Origin of the sequence: Microbacterium sp. LMI13-1-1.1 (genome assembly GCF_040815625.1) — a bacterium.
GTDB classification, from domain to species: domain Bacteria; phylum Actinomycetota; class Actinomycetes; order Actinomycetales; family Microbacteriaceae; genus Microbacterium; species Microbacterium forte.
Genome location: NZ_JBFPNL010000006.1, coordinates 22,573 through 42,124 on the forward strand (window position 1 = coordinate 22,573; position 19,552 = coordinate 42,124).

18 protein-coding genes are annotated in these 19,552 nt (G+C 69.0%); 10 read left to right on the forward strand and 8 right to left on the reverse strand.

Annotation, left to right across the window (positions count from 1 at the left end):
* Window positions 1–9: 9 nt before the first annotated feature.
* From MRBLMI13_RS13445 to MRBLMI13_RS13455, 3 genes are all read right to left on the reverse strand, one after another.
* Complete coding sequence (locus MRBLMI13_RS13445; protein WP_042538618.1) at window positions 10–4,584, reverse strand: ATP-dependent helicase; 4,575 nt, start codon at window positions 4,582–4,584, stop codon at window positions 10–12.
* Window positions 4,585–4,695: 111 nt separating this feature from the next.
* Window positions 4,696–6,387, reverse strand: a complete 1,692-nt coding sequence (locus tag MRBLMI13_RS13450) for an ABC-F family ATP-binding cassette domain-containing protein (RefSeq protein ID WP_367823832.1) — start codon at window positions 6,385–6,387, stop codon at window positions 4,696–4,698.
* Between the two features lie 256 nt (window positions 6,388–6,643).
* Complete coding sequence (locus tag MRBLMI13_RS13455; protein WP_367823830.1) at window positions 6,644–7,300, reverse strand: alpha/beta hydrolase; 657 nt, start codon at window positions 7,298–7,300, stop codon at window positions 6,644–6,646.
* 113 nt (window positions 7,301–7,413) lie between these two features.
* Between MRBLMI13_RS13455 and MRBLMI13_RS13460 the strand changes: the two genes are divergently transcribed.
* A complete protein-coding gene (locus MRBLMI13_RS13460) occupies window positions 7,414–8,013 on the forward strand; it encodes an NUDIX hydrolase family protein (protein WP_042538622.1) in 600 nt (199 codons plus the stop codon).
* 90 nt (window positions 8,014–8,103) lie between these two features.
* Here MRBLMI13_RS13460 and MRBLMI13_RS13465 read toward each other — a convergent pair whose 3' ends face one another.
* Window positions 8,104–9,171, reverse strand: coding sequence for a threonine aldolase family protein (locus tag MRBLMI13_RS13465; RefSeq protein ID WP_367823828.1), 1,068 nt, complete (start codon window positions 9,169–9,171; stop codon window positions 8,104–8,106).
* Between the two features lie 89 nt (window positions 9,172–9,260).
* On the opposite strand from MRBLMI13_RS13465, the gene MRBLMI13_RS13470 reads away from it, so the two are divergent.
* On the forward strand, window positions 9,261–10,730 hold the full coding sequence (locus MRBLMI13_RS13470; protein WP_367823826.1) for an MFS transporter: 1,470 nt from the start codon (window positions 9,261–9,263) through the stop codon (window positions 10,728–10,730).
* Window positions 10,731–10,745: 15 nt separating this feature from the next.
* Here MRBLMI13_RS13470 and MRBLMI13_RS13475 read toward each other — a convergent pair whose 3' ends face one another.
* Entirely contained in the window at window positions 10,746–11,387 is a 642-nt protein-coding gene (locus MRBLMI13_RS13475) for an SDR family NAD(P)-dependent oxidoreductase (protein ID WP_367823824.1), read from the reverse strand.
* A gap of 105 nt (window positions 11,388–11,492) precedes the next feature.
* The gene (locus MRBLMI13_RS13480; RefSeq protein ID WP_309691050.1) at window positions 11,493–12,932 is read right to left on the reverse strand and encodes a DUF6421 family protein; all 1,440 of its coding nucleotides are present in this window, start codon (window positions 12,930–12,932) and stop codon (window positions 11,493–11,495) included.
* Window positions 12,933–13,004: 72 nt separating this feature from the next.
* Here MRBLMI13_RS13480 and MRBLMI13_RS13485 point away from each other — a divergent pair, with 72 nt between their 5' ends.
* The 8 genes from MRBLMI13_RS13485 to MRBLMI13_RS13520 all read left to right on the forward strand — a co-directional run bounded on the left by MRBLMI13_RS13485 (window position 13,005) and on the right by MRBLMI13_RS13520 (window position 18,201).
* Entirely contained in the window at window positions 13,005–13,463 is a 459-nt protein-coding gene (locus tag MRBLMI13_RS13485) for an Lrp/AsnC family transcriptional regulator (RefSeq protein WP_079113436.1), read from the forward strand.
* 114 nt (window positions 13,464–13,577) lie between these two features.
* Complete coding sequence (locus MRBLMI13_RS13490; RefSeq protein WP_042538633.1) at window positions 13,578–13,868, forward strand: DUF4287 domain-containing protein; 291 nt, start codon at window positions 13,578–13,580, stop codon at window positions 13,866–13,868.
* Window positions 13,869–13,902: 34 nt separating this feature from the next.
* Entirely contained in the window at window positions 13,903–14,550 is a 648-nt protein-coding gene (locus MRBLMI13_RS13495; protein ID WP_197065981.1) for a dihydrofolate reductase family protein, read from the forward strand.
* 54 nt (window positions 14,551–14,604) lie between these two features.
* On the forward strand, window positions 14,605–15,582 hold the full coding sequence (locus MRBLMI13_RS13500) for a 1,4-dihydroxy-2-naphthoate polyprenyltransferase (protein WP_042538638.1): 978 nt from the start codon (window positions 14,605–14,607) through the stop codon (window positions 15,580–15,582).
* Between the two features lie 78 nt (window positions 15,583–15,660).
* Complete coding sequence (locus MRBLMI13_RS13505; protein WP_367823821.1) at window positions 15,661–15,939, forward strand: SAV_915 family protein; 279 nt, start codon at window positions 15,661–15,663, stop codon at window positions 15,937–15,939.
* A 3-nt stretch (window positions 15,940–15,942) separates the two neighbouring features.
* The gene (locus MRBLMI13_RS13510) at window positions 15,943–16,242 is read left to right on the forward strand and encodes a hypothetical protein (RefSeq protein ID WP_367823819.1); all 300 of its coding nucleotides are present in this window, start codon (window positions 15,943–15,945) and stop codon (window positions 16,240–16,242) included.
* Window positions 16,242–17,429 carry a hypothetical protein gene (locus MRBLMI13_RS13515; protein WP_367823817.1) on the forward strand — a complete coding sequence of 396 codons (1,188 nt, stop codon included), beginning with the start codon at window positions 16,242–16,244 and terminating at the stop codon, window positions 17,427–17,429. Before MRBLMI13_RS13510 ends, MRBLMI13_RS13515 begins: the two co-directional genes overlap by 1 nt.
* Before the next feature lie 22 nt (window positions 17,430–17,451).
* The gene (locus tag MRBLMI13_RS13520; RefSeq protein WP_367823815.1) at window positions 17,452–18,201 is read left to right on the forward strand and encodes a hypothetical protein; all 750 of its coding nucleotides are present in this window, start codon (window positions 17,452–17,454) and stop codon (window positions 18,199–18,201) included.
* A gap of 39 nt (window positions 18,202–18,240) precedes the next feature.
* Here the strand turns inward: MRBLMI13_RS13520 and MRBLMI13_RS13525 are convergent, their stop codons facing one another.
* Window positions 18,241–18,525, reverse strand: coding sequence for a DUF4229 domain-containing protein (locus tag MRBLMI13_RS13525; RefSeq protein ID WP_367823813.1), 285 nt, complete (start codon window positions 18,523–18,525; stop codon window positions 18,241–18,243).
* A 37-nt stretch (window positions 18,526–18,562) separates the two neighbouring features.
* Complete coding sequence (locus tag MRBLMI13_RS13530) at window positions 18,563–19,456, reverse strand: hypothetical protein (RefSeq protein ID WP_367823811.1); 894 nt, start codon at window positions 19,454–19,456, stop codon at window positions 18,563–18,565.
* Between the last annotated feature and the right edge of the window lie 96 nt (window positions 19,457–19,552).

Sequence of the window (19,552 nt, forward strand, 5' to 3'; positions counted from 1 at the left end):
TGGCGGCGCTCAGATCACCTTGCGCAGCGTGTAGCCGCGGGGCGTGGCGACGAACCCCGCCTCCTGCAACGCGAGGGCGAGCTCGGTGCCGTAGACGCCTTCGCCGTTGACCTTCTCGACCGTGAGGGTGTCGAGGCGCCGGGCGCGCGCCGTCGCGGCGAGGTCGGATCCCGCGGCGCGCAGCACCTCGGAGTCGTCGGTGAAGCACAGCACCGTGCGCCCGCCGCGTTCGAGGTAGAGCACGAGTGAACCGTCGACGAGCACCACCAGGCCGCCGGCCTTGCGCCCAGGACGATGCGACACCTCGTCGCGCTTGGGCCACCCGAGCGCTGCGCCGTAGGGATTGGCGGGGTCGGTCGCGGCGAGCGTCACGGCCTTGCGCGGGGGCGGGTCGGCGAGCCCCGCGAACGTGCGCAGGCGGTCGACGGTGGCGGATGCCGCGAACTGCGCGGCACCCAGCCTTTCGATCACGTAACCGCGTCGGCAGTGCCCGGCCTCTTCGAATCCCGCGAGCACCCGGTATGTCTGGGCGAAGCCGCCCGGCACGCCCTCGGCCTGCACGGCGCCACGGGTGACCACGCCGTAGCGGTCGAGCAGCAGGCCGGCTGTGACGGTCGCCCGCCGAGCGGCATCCGTGTCGACCGAGGGGAGCAGCGACCAGCGTCCGCCGATCGATGAGGGGCGCGCCGCGGTGCGCGCGAGCGACATGCCCCGGTAGGTGCGGGTGCGCGGGGCGCGTCGCGTCACGCGGTGAGCCTGCGACCCCCCGGCCAGCAGCGACCGGATCGGGGCGAAGGTGTCGTTCGTCACACGCCCCGCCCAGGTCAGCGACCACAGCGCCTCGAGCACGGACTGCTCGTTCTCGGCGCCGGCCATCTCTTTCAGCTGGGCGGCGAAGTACGCCCCGCCTGCCTCGAGTGCGGCGAGCACCCGGGCCTCGAGCGAATCGGTGGCGATCTCGTCGTCGGGTTCGGGGAGTGTGAAGGGCGCGAGATCGACAGGGTGCAGCGAGACCCAGCCGTCACGCCCGGGCAGCGTGCCGTGACCCGACCAGATGACCTCTCCCGCGGCCGTGAGCTCGTCGAGCAGGGCGGGGGAGTAGTCCCGCACTCGAGAGGGCAGCACGAGCGACTCCCAGGCGCTCGCGGGAATGGGCACCCCGGCGAACTGCTCGATCACGGCGAGCACGCCGTCGAGTCCTTCGAGCGGACGGCCGAGGTGCTGCCAGTCGGGCAGGAAGCGCGCATACGCCTCGGGCGACACCGGTTCGACGCTGCCTCGGATCGCGGCGAGCGACCGCATCCGCAGTCGGCGCAGCACCTCGGTGTCGCACCACTCGGTCTCGTTGCCCGTTCCGGAGGCCTCGGGCAGGAAGTAGCCGCTGGTCAGTCGACCCGAGTGCTCCAGCCTCTGCAGCGTGTGTCGCGCGACCGCGGCGCCGAGGCCGAAGCGCGTAGCGATGGCATCCGTCGTGAAGGGGCCGTGCGTGCGGGCGTACCGTGCGACGAGATCGCCGAGCGGATCGGCGAGGGGTTCGAGGAACGCGACGGGGATGCCGGTGGGCAGCGCCGCGCCGAGCGCATCGCGCAGGCGGCCGGCGTCTTCGATCGCGGCGACGCGCGTGGTTCCGGCGACGGTGACCGGGATCGCGCGGCGCGCGTCGATCAGCGCGGCGAGGTGGTCGGAGGCCGAACCGGTCTCGGGGTCGAGTCGCGCGTCGATCTCGACCGCATCCATCGGACCCAGCATCCGCAGCAGGTCGGCGACGCCCTCGAGACCTCGCGCACGGCGCTCGGGATCGAGGCGCTGCGCCTCGCGCTCGAACTGCGCGATGACGTCGGGGTCGAGCAGCTCGCGGAGCTCGACCGTGCCGAGCAGCTCGCCGAGCAGCGCCGGGTCGACCGAGAGAGCGGCCGCCCGACGCTCGGCCAGCGGCGAATCGCCCTCGTACATGAATGCGCCGACGTAGCCGAAGAGCAGGTCGCGCGCGAACGGCGACGGCTGAGACGGCTGGGTCTCGACGAGTCTGATGCGTCGGTCGGCGATCGACACCGCGAGCGTGCGCAGCGACGGCAGGTCGTAGACATCCTGCAGCACCTCGCGCAGGGTCTCCAGGATCACCGGGAATGTCGGATGCCGGCGGGCGACTTCGAGCAGCTGCGCCGAGCGCTGTCGCTGCTGCCACAGCGGAGTGCGCTTGTTCGGGTTCATCCGCGGCATCAGCAAGGCGCGGGCGGCGCACTCGCGGAAGCGGGAGGCGAACAGCGCGGATCCCCCGACCTCCTGCGTGACCAGCTGCTCGAGCTCGTCGGGGTCGAACACGAAGAGCTCGGCGCCGGGAGGCTCGGCCTCGGCATCCGGAATGCGCACGATGATGCCGTCGTCGCTCGCGACCGCCGAGCCCTCGACTCCGAGGCGCTCGCGGATCCGGGCGTTGATCGCCAGAGCCCACGGCGCATGGACCTTCATGCCGTAGGGGGAGTGAAGGATGACCCGCCAGTCGCCGACCTCGTCGCGCCCGCGCTCGACCGTGAGGGTGCGGTCGGTCGGCAGGGTGCCTGTCGCCTCGCGCTGCTCGGTGAGGTGCGCCATCAGGTTCATCCTGGCCTGCTCGTCGAGACCGGCGTCGATAAGGCGCTGAGCGGCCTTCTCGGGAGTGGCAGCCGACACCTCGCGGGAGAACCTGCCGAGCGCCTCGCCGAGCTCGAACGGGCGGCCGATTCCATCGCCGTGCCAGAACGGCACCTTGCCCGGCTGACCGTATGCGGGAATCACGTTGACGCGGTCATGCGTGATCTCGGCGATGCGCCAGCTCGTCGTGCCGAGCGTGAACACATCGCCGACGCGTGACTCGTAGACCATCTCCTCATCGAGCTCGCCGACGCGGGCACCGGTCGACTCGCCGGCGACGAAGACGCCGAAGAGTCCGCGGTCGGGGATCGTGCCGCCGCTGGTGACGGCGATGCGCTGCGCGCCGGGACGCCCGGTCAGCGTGCCGGCGTCTCTGTCCCACACCAGGCGAGGGCGCAGCTCGGCGAACTCGTCGGAGGGGTAGCGTCCGGCGAGCAGGTCGAGCGTCGCCTCGTAGGCCGACCTCGGCAGGGACTGGAACGGCGCCGAGCGACGCACGGTCTCGAACCATTCCTCGACGCTGATCTCGCCGAGGGCGCTCGCCGCGACCGTCTGCTGCGCGAGGATGTCGAGCGGGTTGCGCGGCACCTGGATCGCCTCGATCTTGCCGGCCAGCATCCGCTCGGTGACGATCGCGGTGTGCAGTACGTCGCCCCGGTGCTTGGGGAACAGCGCCGCACGGCTGATCTCGCCGACCTGGTGGCCGGCTCGACCGACTCGCTGCAGCCCGGAGGCTGCCGAGGGCGGCGCCTCGACCTGGATCACCAGGTCGACCGCGCCCATGTCGATGCCGAGCTCGAGGCTGCTCGTCGCGACGACGCAGCGAAGGACGCCGGATTTCAGCTCCTCCTCGACCTGGGCCCGCTGCTCTTTCGAGACCGAGCCGTGGTGCGCCTTGGCGAGCACGGGGTCGGCGCCGGCTGTCGCACCCGCCTGCGCCATCATGGCCGCCGGCACCGATGCCTCGGGCAGGGCGACGCCGATGCGCTCGGAGTAGATCTCGTTCAGTCGCCCGGTGAGCCGCTCGGCCAGCCTTCGCGAGTTCGAGAACACGATGGTCGACTTGTTCTGCAGGATGCGGTCGACGATCGCCTCCTCCACGTGCGGCCAGACGGAGCCGGTGACCTCGGTGTATTCCGCATCGGCGGCATCGCCGGCATCCTTCGGCGCCCCGGGAGGCGGCGGCGGATTGGTCATGTCGTCCATGGGGACGATGACGCCCAGCTCGAACGTCTTCGATGCGGGCGGGGCGACGATCTCGACGGGGGCGGCGCCGCCGAGGAACCGTGCGACCTCGTCGATAGGGCGCACGGTCGCCGACAGTCCGATGCGCTGGGCCGGCTCGTCATGGCCATGAGTGCGGCGCAGCGCATCGAGACGCTCGAGGCTCACCGCGAGGTGTGCTCCGCGTTTGGTCGCGGCGACCGCGTGCACCTCGTCGATGATCACCGTGTGCACGTCGCGCAGAGTCTCGCCGGCGCGGCTGGTGAGCATGAGGTAGAGAGACTCGGGGGTGGTGATGAGGATGTCCGGAGGATCGGAGACCAGCTTGCGGCGGTCGCTCGACGTCGTGTCGCCCGAGCGCACGCCGACCGTCACGGAGGGGGCTTCGACGCCGAGGCGCCTGGCCGACTGCCCGATGCCGATGAGCGGAGAGCGCAGGTTGCGCTCGACATCGACGCCGAGAGCCTTCAGCGGCGAGATGTAGAGGATGCGCGTGCGCGAGCCGTCTCTGGCCCTGGCGGGCTGCTCGGTGCGCTCGCGGAACACGCTGTCGATCGCCCAGAGGAAGGCCGAGAGGGTCTTGCCCGACCCGGTCGGAGCCACCACGAGCGCGTGCTTGCCGGCTGAGATGGCATTCCACGCACCTGCCTGCGCAGGAGTGGGTTCGGGAAACGCACCCCTGAACCAGTCTTGCGTGGCAGGAGTGAAGCGGTCGAGCACGTCACCCATCAGTCCATCATCACCCGTGCCACCGACATCGGGGCGGCCGTTGTCCCCAGAGACGACCATGCGGTAGGCGTGATCCGAGGTGGCGCCCGCCCGCCGGCGGGCGCCACCTCGTCAGAGCGCCTCGTGCAGCGCGCCCTCGGCGTCGATCTCGAGCGTGAGTCCCAGGTCGAGACGGGCGAGGAACGCGTCGTCGTGACTCACGACCAGCACCGCCCCGCGGTAGGCCCGCAGCGCCTCGACGAGCTGGTCGACGGTGTCGATGTCGAGGTTGTTCGTGGGCTCGTCGAGCACCACGAGGTGCGGTGCGGGATCCGAGAGCAGCAGCCTGGCCAGCGCCACCCTGAAGCGTTCGCCGCCAGACAGGGCGGCGACAGGGCGCTCGGCCGTGGCTCCTCGGATGAGGAACCTGGCGAGACGGTTGCGCAGCTCCTTCTCGGGCACCTGCGACGCGGCATCCGCGATGTTCTCGAACACCGACCGGTTCTCGTCGAGCCCGTCCATCCGCTGCGGCAGGTAGCCGATGCGGTCGGTGAGCGCCGTCGCGACCAGCCGCGGCCGTTCAGTATTCAGCAGGGATTCCTCTGAGTGGGCGGTAGAGCCGTCATCCGGACCGATCGTCGGCATCGGTGACTCGCCGACGCCGACGCCGCCGCCGGCTCCGGCCACCAACCGCTCGAGCAGCGTCGTCTTTCCGGCGCCGTTGCGCCCGATCAGGGCGACGCGGTCGGGGCCCTGGATGATCCACGACCGCTCGCCGTCGCCGATCATGGCGATGCGCCGCGAGCGCGACACCTGCGGGTCGGGAAGCTCGATCTTCATCGACGCATCCGAGCGCAGACGCCGCCCCGCCTCATCGAGCGCGGTGCGAGCGGCATCCTCCTTCGCGCCGACCTCGGTGCGCAGCTTTCCTGCCGACACCTCGGCGGCCATCTTGCGACCGTGCGCGATGATCTTCGGCACGCGCTTCTCGATCTCCGCCTTCTTCGCCGTGCGCGATCGGTGCGCGAGCTTGACCTCGGCCTCGATGCGCTGACGCTTCTCCTTGCGGAACTCCTGCTTCGCCGTGACCTCTGCCTGCCTGGCGGCCTCCTGCTCGGCATCCAGCCAGGCTCGCCATTCGGAGTACGGGCCCCCGAACACGCTCAGCGTCTGGGCGTAGAGCTCGGCGGTGTCGTCCATCAGCTCGAGCAGCGAGAGGTCGTGGCTGACCACGATGAGCGTGCCCTTCCACGATCTGACCATGGCTGCCAGCTTCGCGCGGGCGTCCCGATCGAGGTTGTTGGTCGGCTCATCGAACAGGGTGATCGGTGCACGCCGCAGACGGATGCCGGCGATCGCGACCAGCACCGCCTCACCGCCCGACAGCTCGCCGACACGTCGGTCGAGGAACTCGGGGGCGAGGCCCGCCTCGGCCAGGGACTGCTCGGCTCGTGCCTCGATGTCCCAGTCGTCGCCGACCGCGTCGAAGTGCGCCTGGTCGACATCACCCGCGCTGATCGCTCGGACGGCATCGAGGGCTTCGGCGACTCCGAGCAGCTCGGACACCCGGCGGTCGACGTCGAGCGTGAGCTGCTGCGGCAGGTACGCGACCTCGCCTGTCGTGGTGAGGGATCCGGTCGTGGGACTCAGCTCCCCTGCCATGAGGCGGAGCAGCGTCGACTTGCCGGCGCCGTTGCGGCCGACCAGCCCGGTGCGACCGGAGCCGAACGATCCCGAGACCGAGTCGAGCGCGGTGGTGCCGTCCGGCCAGGTGAAGGTGAGTCGGTCGAGGGTGACCGACGCGTGGAGGGTGGGTACTGACATGGTGTCTCCTGTCGAGTGCGAGGGTGCACTGACACCGGTCGCCCGAGGGCCCGTCTGAGCGGGGCGCTGTCGGAGGACAGCGGGCGTGGTCTGCCGTGGAGTCGGCGATCGTCGGGTCAGCGCGCGGAAAGGTGAGCGCGGAGGCGACGGATCAGATCAAAGGACTTCCAGACACGGCGGACAGGACTCCACGACGATACCCGGGCGTGTCGGACTTTCGCAACCCCGGGCGTGTCGCATTTGCGGACAGGCTCGATCAGGCCTTGGCGGCCCGCTCCAGCCATTTCGTGAGGAAGACGTGCACGTCGCGGAGCTCTTCCTCCGAGATGCTGTGCGTGAGTCCGGTGTAGACCCGCCCTGACAGCTCGGAGTGCGAGGGCAGCCACTCTGCGGTGTGGGCGACCAGCGCCTCGGGGATCACCTGGTCGTTCGTGCCTCGGCCCCAGAAGACGTGCGGTCGCGACTCGGTCAGCGCTTCGTCACCCGGAAGCTCGCCGGCCGCGGCGTAGCCGCTGAGCGCCACCACGGTGTCGATGCTCTGCGGGGCGAGGCGCATGGCCTGGAGCGCGACGGCGGCGCCCTGCGAGAAGCCGAGGAGAGCCACCGCAGGAGCATCCTCCCGAGCATCGTCGAGCCAGCGCAGGAATGCCTCTGCCGCCAGCGTCACCGACGCGGCGCTGCGGCCGTCGAGGCCCTCGATGGCATACCAGGAGCGCCCCGGCATCGGCCACGGGGGTGCGAGCGGGGCGGCGACGGATGCCACAGCGATGCCCTCGGGCAGGTACGGCACCAAGCCGAACAGGTCGTGCTCGTCGGCGCCGTATCCGTGCAGCAGCACCAGCAGCGGCATGCCCGCGCGGTCTTCGGTCGACCAGCGCGTGAGGAGCCCGTCGATCGTCAGTTGTTCGCTCACCCGTCCATCCTGCCAGCGCCCTCTGACACGCGCAGGCGCTCATCGTCGGATCGTATGCCGGTCGTGGCCGCAAGTCGGTGTTCGGGCGAGGAAGCGGCTGGTAGAAAGGAGACATGTCCGTCCGCACACCTGATCCCGATCCCGAGCCCGACGACGGCCTCGAGGGTTTCGGCTCCGCACAGCCCTCGCGCGACTCCAATCCGGGGTGGTTGAGCGAATACGAGCTCGCAGAGGCGAGACGCCACCTGCCGATGCTCTACGTCGAGGCGATCCCGGTGCGCACCGACGGTTCAGGCCAGGTGACCGAGATCGGCATCCTGCTGCGGTCGACCCCCATGGGTGAGATGACGCGCACGATCGTCTCGGGTCGAGTCCGGTTCGGCGAGACGATCCGCGATGCGCTGTTCCGCCACGTCGAGAACGACCTGGGCCCGATGGCGTTCCCGCTGCTCCCGCCCCAGCCACTGCCGTTCACGGTCGCCGAGTACTTCCCGATCCCGGGGGTCAGCGCCTACCACGATGACCGTCAGCACGCCGTCTCGCTCGCGTTCGTGGTGCCGGTCACCGGCACGTGCGAGCCGCGACAGGACGCGCTCGAGGTCACGTGGTTCTCGCCGGAGGCGGCGGCGTCGGACACGGTCGCCGCCGAGATGGAGGGTGGGCGCGGCACGCTGATCCGTCTGGCGCTCGCCAATCTCGGTCTGCTCCGCTAGCGGCGCAGTCACCGCATCCGCGAGAGACCCACCGTCACGACTTCTGATGGTGGGTCTCTCGCGTCGGTCGCGGGCGCCGCGACCGAATTCTCAGCGCGTGGTGAGGCGCGCGAGCTCTGCGACGAACTCGTCGACGTCGGACTCCTCGGTGTCGAACCCGCACATCCAGCGGACCTCGTTGCGCGCGGCATCCCAGTCGTAGAAGCGGAACTTCTCGCGCAGCCGGTCGGCGATGCCGTCGGGAAGGGTCGCGAAGACGCCGTTCGACTGGGTGGGCTGCGTGAACGACACTCCGGTGATCTCGCCGGCGGCGATGCCGGCCTCGATCGCGCCGCGCAGGCGCTGGGCCATGGCGTTCGCGTGCTGGGCGTTGCGCAGCCACAGGTCGCCCTCGAGCAGCGCGATGAGCTGCGCCGAGACGAACCGCATCTTCGACGAGAGCTGCATGTTGAACTTGCGGGAGTACTGCAGACCCGTCGACGCCTCGGGGTTCAGCACCACGATGGCCTCGCCGAGCATGGCTCCGTTCTTCGTGCCCCCGAAGCTGAGCACGTCGACACCGGCGTCGCGCGTGAAGGCGCGCAACGGCACGTCGAGGGCCGCGGCCGCGTTCGAGATGCGTGCGCCGTCGAGGTGCAGCATCATGCCGCGTTCGTGCGCGTGGTCGGCGAGCGCGCGGATCTCGTCGACGGAGTACAGGGTGCCGAGCTCGGTCGACTGCGTGATCGAGACCACGAGCGGCTGCGCTCGGTGCTCGTCGCCCCAGCCCCAGGCCTCGCGGTCCACGAGCTCGGGCGTGAGCTTGCCGTCGTCCGTCGGCACGGCGAGGATCTTGAACCCGCCGATCCGCTCGGGGGCACCGCCCTCGTCGACGTTGATGTGGGCGCTGGACGCCGCGATGACGGCGCCCCAGCGCGGCAGCATCGACTGCAGGCCGGTGACGTTCGCGCCGGTGCCGTTGAACACCGGGAAGGCGTCGACGCCCTCTCCGAAGTGGGAGCGGAACACCTCCTGCAGACGCGCCGTGTAGGCGTCCTCGCCGTATGCGACCTGGTGGCCGCCGTTCGCCGCTGCGATGGCCGCGAGGACCTCGGGGTGGACGCCGGAATAGTTGTCGCTGGCGAAGCCCCGAACGGCGGGGTCATGCTGAATACTCACCGCACAAGCCTATTGCCGGATGCCGGACGCAGACGCCGCGCTGCGGAACCGCTCTACCGAATGTCCGAGGCCCCGCCTACCCTCTAATCATGGAGCGCACCACAGCGAAGACGGCCTTCGCGAACGTCCTCGTCAACACGCTCATCGCGAACGTGACGACGAGCTTCCTGTGGTTCGCGCTGACGTTCTGGGTGTACATCGAGACGCAGTCGGTGCTCGCGACCGGCATCATCGGCGGCGCCTACATGCTGTTCGTCGCCTTCTTCGCGATGATCTTCGGCACGATCGTCGATCGCAACCGCAAGCACACGGTGATGCTGCTCTCGAGCGTCATCTCGGCGGTCGCGTTCCTGATCGCCGGGGTGCTCTACGTCTGGCAGCCCGAATCGGCGCTGCTCGACCTCGGCGGGCCCTGGTTCTGGCTGTTCTCGGCGATCATCCTGTTCGGCGGGGTCATCGAGCAGCTGCGCAACATCGCGCTCTCGACGACGGTCACGCTGCTGGTGCCCGAAGATCGGCGGGCCAACGCCAACGGCCTGGTCGGCACGGTGCAGGGGCTGGCCTTCCTCGTGACGAGCGTGTTCTCGGGGCTCTCGATCGGCTTCCTCGGCATGGGGTGGACTCTGGCGATCGCGATCGGCGCGATGGTGCTGACGTTCGTGCACCTGCTCTTCATCCGCATCCCCGAGGGGGCACCGCACCCCGACCCCGACGCCAAGAGCGCACTCGACTTCCGCGGCAGCGTGGCGGCCATCAGGCTGGCGCCCGGGCTGTTCGCGCTGATCATCTTCTCGACCTTCAACAACCTCATCGGCGGCGTGTACATGGCGCTGATGGACCCCTACGGTCTCACCCTCTTCGACGCCCAGATGTGGGGGTTCGCTCTCGCGTTCGCGTCGACCGGGTTCCTGATCGGCGGTGGGCTCGTGGCGAAGTTCGGCCTCGGCGCGAAGCCGATGCGCACGCTGCTGCTGGTCGTGATCGCGATGGGCATCCTCGGCTCGGTGTTCATGCTGCGCGAGTGGTGGCCGCTCTATGTGATCGGCATGTGGATCTACATGGCTCTCGTGCCTCCTGTCGAGGCGGCAGAGCAGACGATCATCCAGAAGGTGGTCCGCTACGACCGGCAGGGACGCGTGTTCGGCGTCGCCGCCGCGATGGAGGCCGCAGCCGCCCCCATCACGGCGTTCCTGATCGCGCCGATCGCCGAGTTCCTGATCATCCCGTACATGAAGACGTCCGAGGGGCAGCAGCAGTGGGAGTGGCTGCTCGGCACGGGGGATGCTCGGGGCATCGCGCTGATCTGCCTGTTCGCGGGCATCATCATGGTGGTGGCTGCCACACTCGCGTTCTTCACGAAGTCGTATCGCAAGCTCACCGAGCTCTATGCGAACGCCCCGGAGCAGGATCCGAACGGCGAGGGTGCTGTGGAGGACGGCAATGCCAGCGACGCTGCAGGGGCAGACGCGGTCGCGAATCGCAGCGTCGACGACCGCATCGCAGATTCCCCGCCGCCGCTGCGGGGGCTGCCGCCCGAAGTGCCCGAGGCGCGTCGCTAGCCGCGGTCGACCGGGTCAGGCGAGCGTGAAAATCTGGTCGTTGAGATCGGCGGCGTCGCCGTCCCACAGCGCAAGCACCCGTGGTGCGAGCGACTCAGGGTCGAGCGCCTTCGCCCGGAACACCACGGATGCCGCGCGCAGCGGCTCCCCGGCATCCCTGGCCGCCTTGGCGAAGCCCTGAGCCACGGCGCGTGTCCACGCCTCGCTCGCCGCCTTGACGGCCGCGTAGTTCGCACCGCCCGCCAGAGGGCGCCCCACGGCGGTGGACGAGACGATCGCGAAACGTCCGGCATCCGACGCACGCAGTGCACCGTCGAACGCCCGGCTGGTCGCGCGCACCGCATCGAGCGCCGGCAGGAGGGCGCGGAAGTCGTCATCGGACTGCCCGGCGAGCCCGCCGCCGCCGCGCCAGCCGCCGACCAGCGGGATCACCGCGTCAACCGTGTCGAGCCGTGAGGCCAGCTCCGTCATCGCCTCCAGTGAGGTCGCGTCAGCCACCTCGACCCGGGCTCCGATCGACCGCAGCGACTGCAGCCGCTCGGCGGAGCGACCGGTGGCGATCACCTCCACCCCGGCGTCGACGAGTGCCCGAGCGAGCGCGAGCCCCGAAGGGCTGGTGGCTCCGGCGAGAAGGACGGTTCTGTCGGTGACGCTCATGTGCTCAACTCTCGTGAAGAAACAGTCCTGCGGCCACCCCGGGCAGGAATGGCCGCAGACGCTGCGTCCGATCGCCCCCGCGACCGGACCCCAGAAATGCGCGAGTCAGTCGTCAGTGCCCCGGATGCCGACGGTCGACTCGATGACCGGCTTCATCTTCTTGTCGAGGGCTTCGAAGAACATGGACAGGGGGAACTCGTCGTCCAGCACCGCGTCGGTGAAACCCTTCGGGGCGCCGGCGAGGATCTCGTCCGGAAGGCCGCGGGCCCAACGCGAGGCGGGGTTCGGGGTGAGCACGGAACGGACGAGATCGTAGGCGGCCAGCCAGTGAGCCGTCTTCGGGCGATCGATCGAGCGCCAGTAGAGCTCGTCGATCGCATCGCCGAGGGCGACGACCGCATCGGGCACGGCAGCCCAGTCGAACGCGAGGGCGGTGTCGGTCCAGTGCAGCACGCCGCGCTGGTGCAGCCAGGCGAACAGCAGCTGTCCACCGAGACCGTCGTAGTTGCGCACACGCGATCCCGTGATCGCGAAGCGGAAGATCCGGTCGAAGATCACGGCGTACTGCACGAGGTCCGCGTGGTCGAGCATCTCGTGCTCGGAGTCGGAGAGGCTCTCGCCGGCCTCGGCGCGCGCACGCAGGGACCGCTCGATGTTCACCGACTCGCGGAACGCGGTCAGGTCGCACCGCAGTTCCTCGAGCGAGTAGAGGAAGAACGGCATCCGCTGCTTGATCATGAACGGGTCGAACGGCAGGTCGCCGCGCATGTGGGTGCGGTCGTGGATGATGTCCCACATCACGAACGCGCGCTCGGTCAGCGCCTGGTCGTCGAGCATCGCGGCGGCACGCTCGGGAAGCTCGAGCTTGGTGATCTCGGCGGCCGCGCGGGTGACCCGACGGTAGCGGGCTGCTTCACGGTCCTGGAAGATCGCGCCCCACGTGAACGAGGGGATCTCGCGCATCGCGACGGTCTCGGGGAACAGCACGGCCGAGTTCGTGTCGTACCCGGGCGTGAAGTCGACGAGCCGCAGCGAGACGAACAGCTTGTTGCCGTAGTCGCCGGCCTCGAGGGCCGCGATGAACTCGGGCCAGATGGTCTCGACGATGAGCGCCTCGACGAGGCGATCGCTCGAGCCGTTCTGCGTGTACATCGGGAAGACGACCAGATGACGGATGCCGTCGACCCGGTGCTGCTGAGGCTGGAAGGCCATGAGCGAATCCAAGAAGTCCGGCACGCCGAATCCCTCGGAGACCCAGCGGTCGAAATCGACGATCGACGCGGCGAGGTACTCGGCGTCGTGCGGGAAGGCCGGGGCGAGGGCGCGGATGCCGGCGGTGACCGCCCCGACGAGATCGCGGGCTGCGGCGTGGTGCGCAGCATCCGGGATCGAGCCGTCCTTGATCTGCATCTCGCGGATCGCGATCGCCGCGTCCTTGAGCTGCGCCCACGCTGCGGAGGATTCCGCGGTCGATGCGTCTTCGACGACCTCGGGTTCGCCGACGATGGCCTGTGCAGCGGAGCTGTTGGCGGAAATGATGGACATCGGGACCTCCGATCGGAGACTTTCACGGAAAGATTCCGGCATATACGGAATCCTGACGATAATATTACATCCATGGATGACTCCGTCGACCGCGCGATCCTGGCCGAGATCTCACGAGACGGGCGTGCGACGCTGTCTCAGCTCTCCGACGCCGTCGGGCTCTCCGTCTCGGCCGTCCAGTCGCGACTCCGTCGCCTGGAGACCAGAGGCGTCATCACCGGCTACCGCGCGATCCTCGACCCCGAGCTGGTCGGCACCCCTCTCTCGGCGTTCATCGAGATCACCCCTCTCGACCCGGCCCAGCCCGACAACGCCCCCGAGCTTCTCGAGCACCTCGACGCGATCGAGGCGTGCCATTCGATCGCCGGCGACGCCAGCTACATGCTGTTCGTCCGGGTCGCATCGCCGCGTGCGCTGGAAGAGCTCGTGCGCGACATCCGCCTCGCGGCGAACGTCAGCACCCGCACGACGGTCGTGCTGCAGACCTACTACGAGCACCGGCCGATCATCTCGGTCGCCCCCGACGCCTGATCCCGGTTTCGATCACCTGATCGCACTCTGGAAGAACGGCGTCGCACCGGCCATACTGTGACAGATCTCTCGTCGCAGAGGATCCCACGCCAGCGCTGACTCCCAGGAGCATCCATGTCCTTCCAGGCATACCTCGACAAGGTCGAGACCCAGACCGGCCTCACGCCTCGCCAGTTCATCGCACTCGCCAAGGAGCAGGGGTTCGACGAGTCGACCAAGTCGACCGTGGTCCTCAACTGGCTCAAGCAGGACTACGGCCTGGGCCACGGTCATGCGCAGGCGATGGTGCACGTGATCCTCAAAGGCCCGAAGATCAGCGACAAGCACGTCGGCAAGGGCGGAGCGCACGGTGACGCGTCCGACACCCTCTGGCTCGACGGCAAAGACAGCAACCCGAACCCCTGACCTGCGTCTCCCGGCACACGACAGAAGAGAGAGAATCATGGCCGTCCGCGTCGATCTCAACGTCTCCCTCGACGGATTCGCGACCACCACCGACCAGACACCGGAGAACCCCTTCGGCGACGACTGGCCGCGTCTGGTCGCTGCCTACGCCGCGACGCGGACGTTCCGCAGCCGCGTGCTCGGTGACGACTCAGGAGCAGGCACGACCGGAGTCGACGAGAAGTACGCCCACGCCTACTTCGAGGGGATCGGCGCCGAGATCATGGGCGCCGGGATGTTCGGTCTGCACCAGTTCCCGGACGACCCGCAGTGGCGCGGCTGGTGGGGCGATGAACCGCCGTTCGAGGTGCCGGTCTTCGTTCTCACCCATACCGCGCGCGACTCGATCGAGTTCGCGAACGGCACCGTCTTCCACTTCGTCGACGGGAGCCCGGAAGAGGTGCTGCCGCGTGCTCTGGACGCCGCGAACGGGGGCGATGTGCGCATCGGCGGCGGTATCGACGTGGTGCGGCAGTTCCTCGGGGCGGGACTGGTCGATCGGGTGCACCTCGCCGTGAACCCGCTCGTGCTCGGCCGAGGCGAGCGCATCTGGGACGGTCTGCGCGGGATCGAGAACGGCTACGACGTCGAGTCCGAGGTCGCCGAGTCGGGAGTCACGCATCTGACCTTCCGCCGGGGCTGAGCCCGCGGCATCGTCCGCGCGTCGTCCATCGGCGGCCCCAGTAGGATTCCCTGCGTGGCAGCATCCTCGAAGCGCAAGAAGAACCAGACCCGTGTGAGCGGCAATCCCGCGAAGCGGGCGAGCGGCAACCCCGCGAGCCAGGCCGTCATCGACGCCGGGCCCGTGACGTTGGGCGACTGGATCGGCGCCGCCCGTCTGCGCACGCTGCCGCTCGCCGTCGCCCCGGTCGTCATCGGCACCGGCGCCGCACGCAGCACCGGTCCGGAGTTCCACTGGGTGATCGCCCTGGCGTGCCTCGCGGTTGCCGTGCTGCTGCAGATCGGCGTCAACTTCGCGAACGACTACAGCGACGGCATCCGCGGCACGGACGCCGTGCGCGTGGGGCCGGCTCGCCTGACGGCATCCGGTCGGGTGAAGCCGCGCACCGTGCTCGTCGCGGCTCTCGTGTTCTTCGCGCTCGCCGCGGCGGTCGGCGTCGCGATCGTCATCCGCACCGAGCAGTGGTGGATGCTGGCGATCGGTGCGGCCTGCATCATCGCCGCCTGGTTCTACACCGGCGGCAAGCGACCCTATGGATACAACGCGCTCGGCGAGGTGTTCGTCTTCATCTTCTTCGGACTCGTCGCGACCCTCGGCACCACGTGGGTGCAGGTCTTCGAGCTGCCGCAGCAGGCGTGGCTCGGAGCGATCGCCGCCGGTCTCTTCGCCTGTGCTGTGCTGCTCGCCAACAACCTGCGCGACATCGACCAGGATCGCGTGGTCGGCAAGCGCACCCTGACGGTGCTGATCGGCAAGCGGGCGACCCAGGTGCTGTTCACTCTGTTCGTGATCGTGCCCTTCGGCATCCTCGTGCTGATCGCGCTGCTGTACCCGATCGCGTGGATCGGTCTGCTCGCGCTGCTCGCCGGACTCCCGGCCATCCTCATCGTCTGGACCTACCGCCAGGCGAAAGAGCTGGTCACGGCACTGGCCCTGACATCGCTGACCGCACTCCTCTACGCCGGCGCATTCTTCTGGGCGCTCGCCGGCTGATACGTCTCTCCTGCTTCCGACAAGGTCTCTCGACCCCCCCTATGCTGGACGCGGTTTGTGACCGGGGGGAAGAAGACCATGGAAGCTGTATCGGAGCGGCCCGTGCCGCCTGTCGTCTATGTTCCGGTGAATACGCGCGACGATGAGGGCCGCACCGGCATCGCGTTGCTGCGTCTGCGCACCGGGCAGCTCGCGGTGAGTGCGTATTCCGCGCTGGATCGCCTGCAGAAGGTCTGGGGAGTCGACCAGCAGTGGATGCTCGTGCGGACGCTCGAGCTCGAGGCTCAGGCAACCGCGATGGACATCACGCGGATCCTGATGGACCCGGACCCGCGCCTGCAGCACGGCGGGTGGTGAACCGTGACCAAGATCGAAGCCGATACCACAGAGATCCGGTTCGCCGCCTCGCAGCTGCAGGAGGCGGCCGAGTTGCTCGGAGCTGCCTCCAGCAGCTTCCCCGGCACGGTCGATGCGGGGGAGGGGTCGCAGCCTATCGGGGATGTCCTCGGCCGGATCAGCCACTGGTCGGCGCTGCATGCGGGGGTGCATGCTGACGTGGCCGGGCTCCTGGAGGACATCGCGTCGAAGATCATCGATGACGAGGAAGTGGTCGCCGACGCGCTCAGCCGTATCTCGTCGCGGCTCGAGGACAACTCCTGATGGCCGGTTCCTGTGCGATCGAGGTCGGCGGGAGCCCGTCCGCGATTCGTGCCGCGGCGGAGTGGCTGCGCCATCAAGTCGAGAGTGCGGCGTCCGAGGCCGACGTGATCGACGGCCTGATCGCAACGACCTCCACCTCGTACTGGCAGGGACGGGCGGGAGCTGCGTTCAGCGATACGGCGGGAGACCTGGTGTCCGCGTCTCGCGAGATATCCGAGTATGCCGGGCCATTCGCCGAGATCCTCCATGTGTTCGCCGGTCGAGTCGAACGCATGCAGGAGCACTTCGAGGGATTCCTGGCCTCTGCTGCCGATGCGGGCATAGTGGTCACCGGCACCACGATGCACGAGCCCTCATGGGCGGGGCCGGTGCCCCAGAACGACCACGACGAGTCCTGGGGTGAATGGCGCACGCATCAGAGACGTCTGCGCACCTACGATCGCATCCAGAACGATGTCGTGCTCTGGCACGCTGACCACAAGGCGTGGATCCTGGCGAATCTGGTCGAGTACGCGGGCACGATGCCCGAGAAGTCCCAGGCTCAGGAACTGAACGAGGGGATTCGGGAGACGGTCGGAATCGGCTTCTCGGCGACCAACAAGTATCTCGACGTCTCGTGGGAGCAGAAGGTCGCGTACCTCACGTCACAGGCGGAGGGGTTCGCGTACGCCGCCGCCGAGATGTCCAGGAGATCCTACGCAGCCGGCGATCCGGCACTGCGGGCGAAGCTGCTCGAAGCGATCGAGAACGGGACGCCGGAACACCTTCGTGGAGTGTCCAAGAACCTCGACTCCATCGCGGAGATGACCAAGACGCTGCGGCACGTTCTCGACACAGTGGGCGGGCCCGCCGTGGACGTCGGACTCGGTGTCTGGGCGATCGCTGACGGCGAGGAGCCGGTCGACGTCGTCGTCCAGTGGGTGGGTGGTCTGGGCGGTGCAGGCATCGCGGGTGCCGTGCTGGCAGGCGCGACCTTGCCGATATGGGGATCGGCGGCGATCGTCATCGGCGCAGCCTCGGCAGGATCCGCGGCTGTAGGAGCGATCTGGGAGTCCACCCCGGCATCCTGGCGCCAGGGGATCTACGAGTTCTCAGAAGACGGCTTCATCATCGTCGGCGATGTCGGGGAGCAGATCGGCGACTGGTTCGTGGAGACGAGCATCGACATCGGGCAGTGGTTCAATTGACCGCGAGAGCGGAGCGTTAGGCATGCAGGGATCACGGCGGATCGACGGCTTCGTCGCGCGGGTGCGACGCCAGGAGCTGCCATCGGCGCCTCCTTCCCAGGCGCCGACCTGGGCTGTGATCGGGCTGGGCGTGCTGCTGATCGTGGGGTTGGGGTTCGTGGTCGTTTCCGGCCATCCGGCTCTGTATGGCTTCGTCGCCGCCATGGTGGCTGCGGGTGTCTTCGAGCGAATGCTCGACGCACGCACTCCGTCATGGGGTGAGGGCCACGTGATCGCGGATGCGGATTCCGAGGGTGTGACCTTCCCCTCTTATCGAGGACCAGTCGCCCTCGGGGTCGCCTTCCTCGCCGCTCTCCTTGCCGCGGCGGCCTGTTTCATCGCGGTACTCAGTGCGCCCGGTCTCGACCTGCCGATGTGGTTCGGGGCCTTCGCTCTCGTGCTCGTCGGGGGGGCAGTTTATGCAGTGCGGCTCATCGCGCGGAGTGTTCGTCGCGTCGACCTCCGGCTGGATCGCGACGGGGTGACCGCGGTCCGCTCCATCGGCGCGAGCGCGACGGTGCCGTGGGGTTCGCTCGTCACGGCCTTCTCCGCCGGCCGGGCGATCGTCCTCACTACCGCCGAGTCGACTCTGCTGTGGCCGATGGACCACCTGCGCGCGGATCCGATGGCCGTCGCCGTCATCATCGACCGGTGCGCGACACTCGAGAGTCACGATCGTGAGTCGATCGTCGCGGTCGTCGAGGAGATGTTCGTCGCACCGTCCGGCCGATGAACCCGCTCGCGCTCCCGCGTGAGCGTCCGGCGCTACGCGTCAGAAGCGCCCGGTTTTGTCGATCGCCTCGTCCTCGGCATCCGCATCGTCCTGCTCGGCGGAGCTGCGGCCTCCGCGACGCTCGACGATCCGCGCTGAGGCATCGGTGAGAGGTCGGCGCAGGAACAGCATCGAGATGCTCATGCCGATGAGTGCGGCGAAGATCGCGGCGAGCCACCAGTACTCGCGGAAGATCGGGAAGAAGAACCACATGATCGCCAGCGGCACGAGGAAGGCCAGCAGACGCAGCACGGTGTAGACGAGGAAAGGTGCACGGTTCTTCACCCGCACAGTCTACGTTCGCGAGCTGAGGGGTCTGCTGTCAGCCGTCGAGACCGAGCGACTGGAAGGGAATGCCGCGTACGACGCGCTTCCACGGGTGCTCGCCGAGCGACCACAGCAGCTTCGCGTCGAGGTCGAGAGCGAGATCCTCGCAGCCGACGGGCAGCGGCACCCGATCGCGAACCAGGGCGTCCCGGCTGCCGGTCCACAGCGCGCCGGGGCGCATGCCGTCGGACTGCGAGACGAAGTGCCGGTCGCCCCAGCGTGCCGCTCCCTGCATCTGCGTGATGCCGGGGGTGGAGCGGCTCTTTTCGCGGAAGTCGTCGACATCGGCGTCGGGCACCGTGAACTCCGCGATCCGCCCCGCGTCGTCTTTCGTGTACTCGCCGATGAGCACTCGCCGCAGGGGCGTGCCGTCGTCGTCGAACACGCGACCCAGGTATGAGCACCGCAGCTCGATCGGGTGCACGCGGGTGCGCACCGCGACGAGTGCGGAGGCGCGCAGGCCTCGACCGCTCGCACCGGCGATGCGTCGCGCCTCGGCACCCCGCACCCGGCGGATGTCGGCGAGGTCGAACTCCCAGATGCCGCGACCGGTCGCCGCGACGAACAGCCGATCGTCGAACCACGCGAGGCCGCCGGCATGGATCGGGGCGGGCTGCAGCTCTCCGCCCTCGTCGATGGCGAGCAGCACGTCGAGATGGCGAGAGCGCTCGAGGTCGACGAACGCGACGCGGGACGCCAGGTGGTGACCGTCGAGCCGCTGACGGAACCAGCTGACGGCGAGTGTGCGGCGCCCGTGCCACAGACCGAGATCGATGCCCTGCGGATACCAGCGACGCGTCCAGGTGCGAGCGCTCAGCCACCGCAGGTCGACCGTGGCGCGGCGCTTCTGGCGCACCGGGCGCCAGGTGGTTCCGAACGGCCAGAGCATGCACCCATCGTCGCCGATCGTCGGGCCAGGTGCGAATCCGGCAGAGGACACCGGTGCGTCGGCCGATATCGCGTCACCGTGCGTTCACCCGCCGGC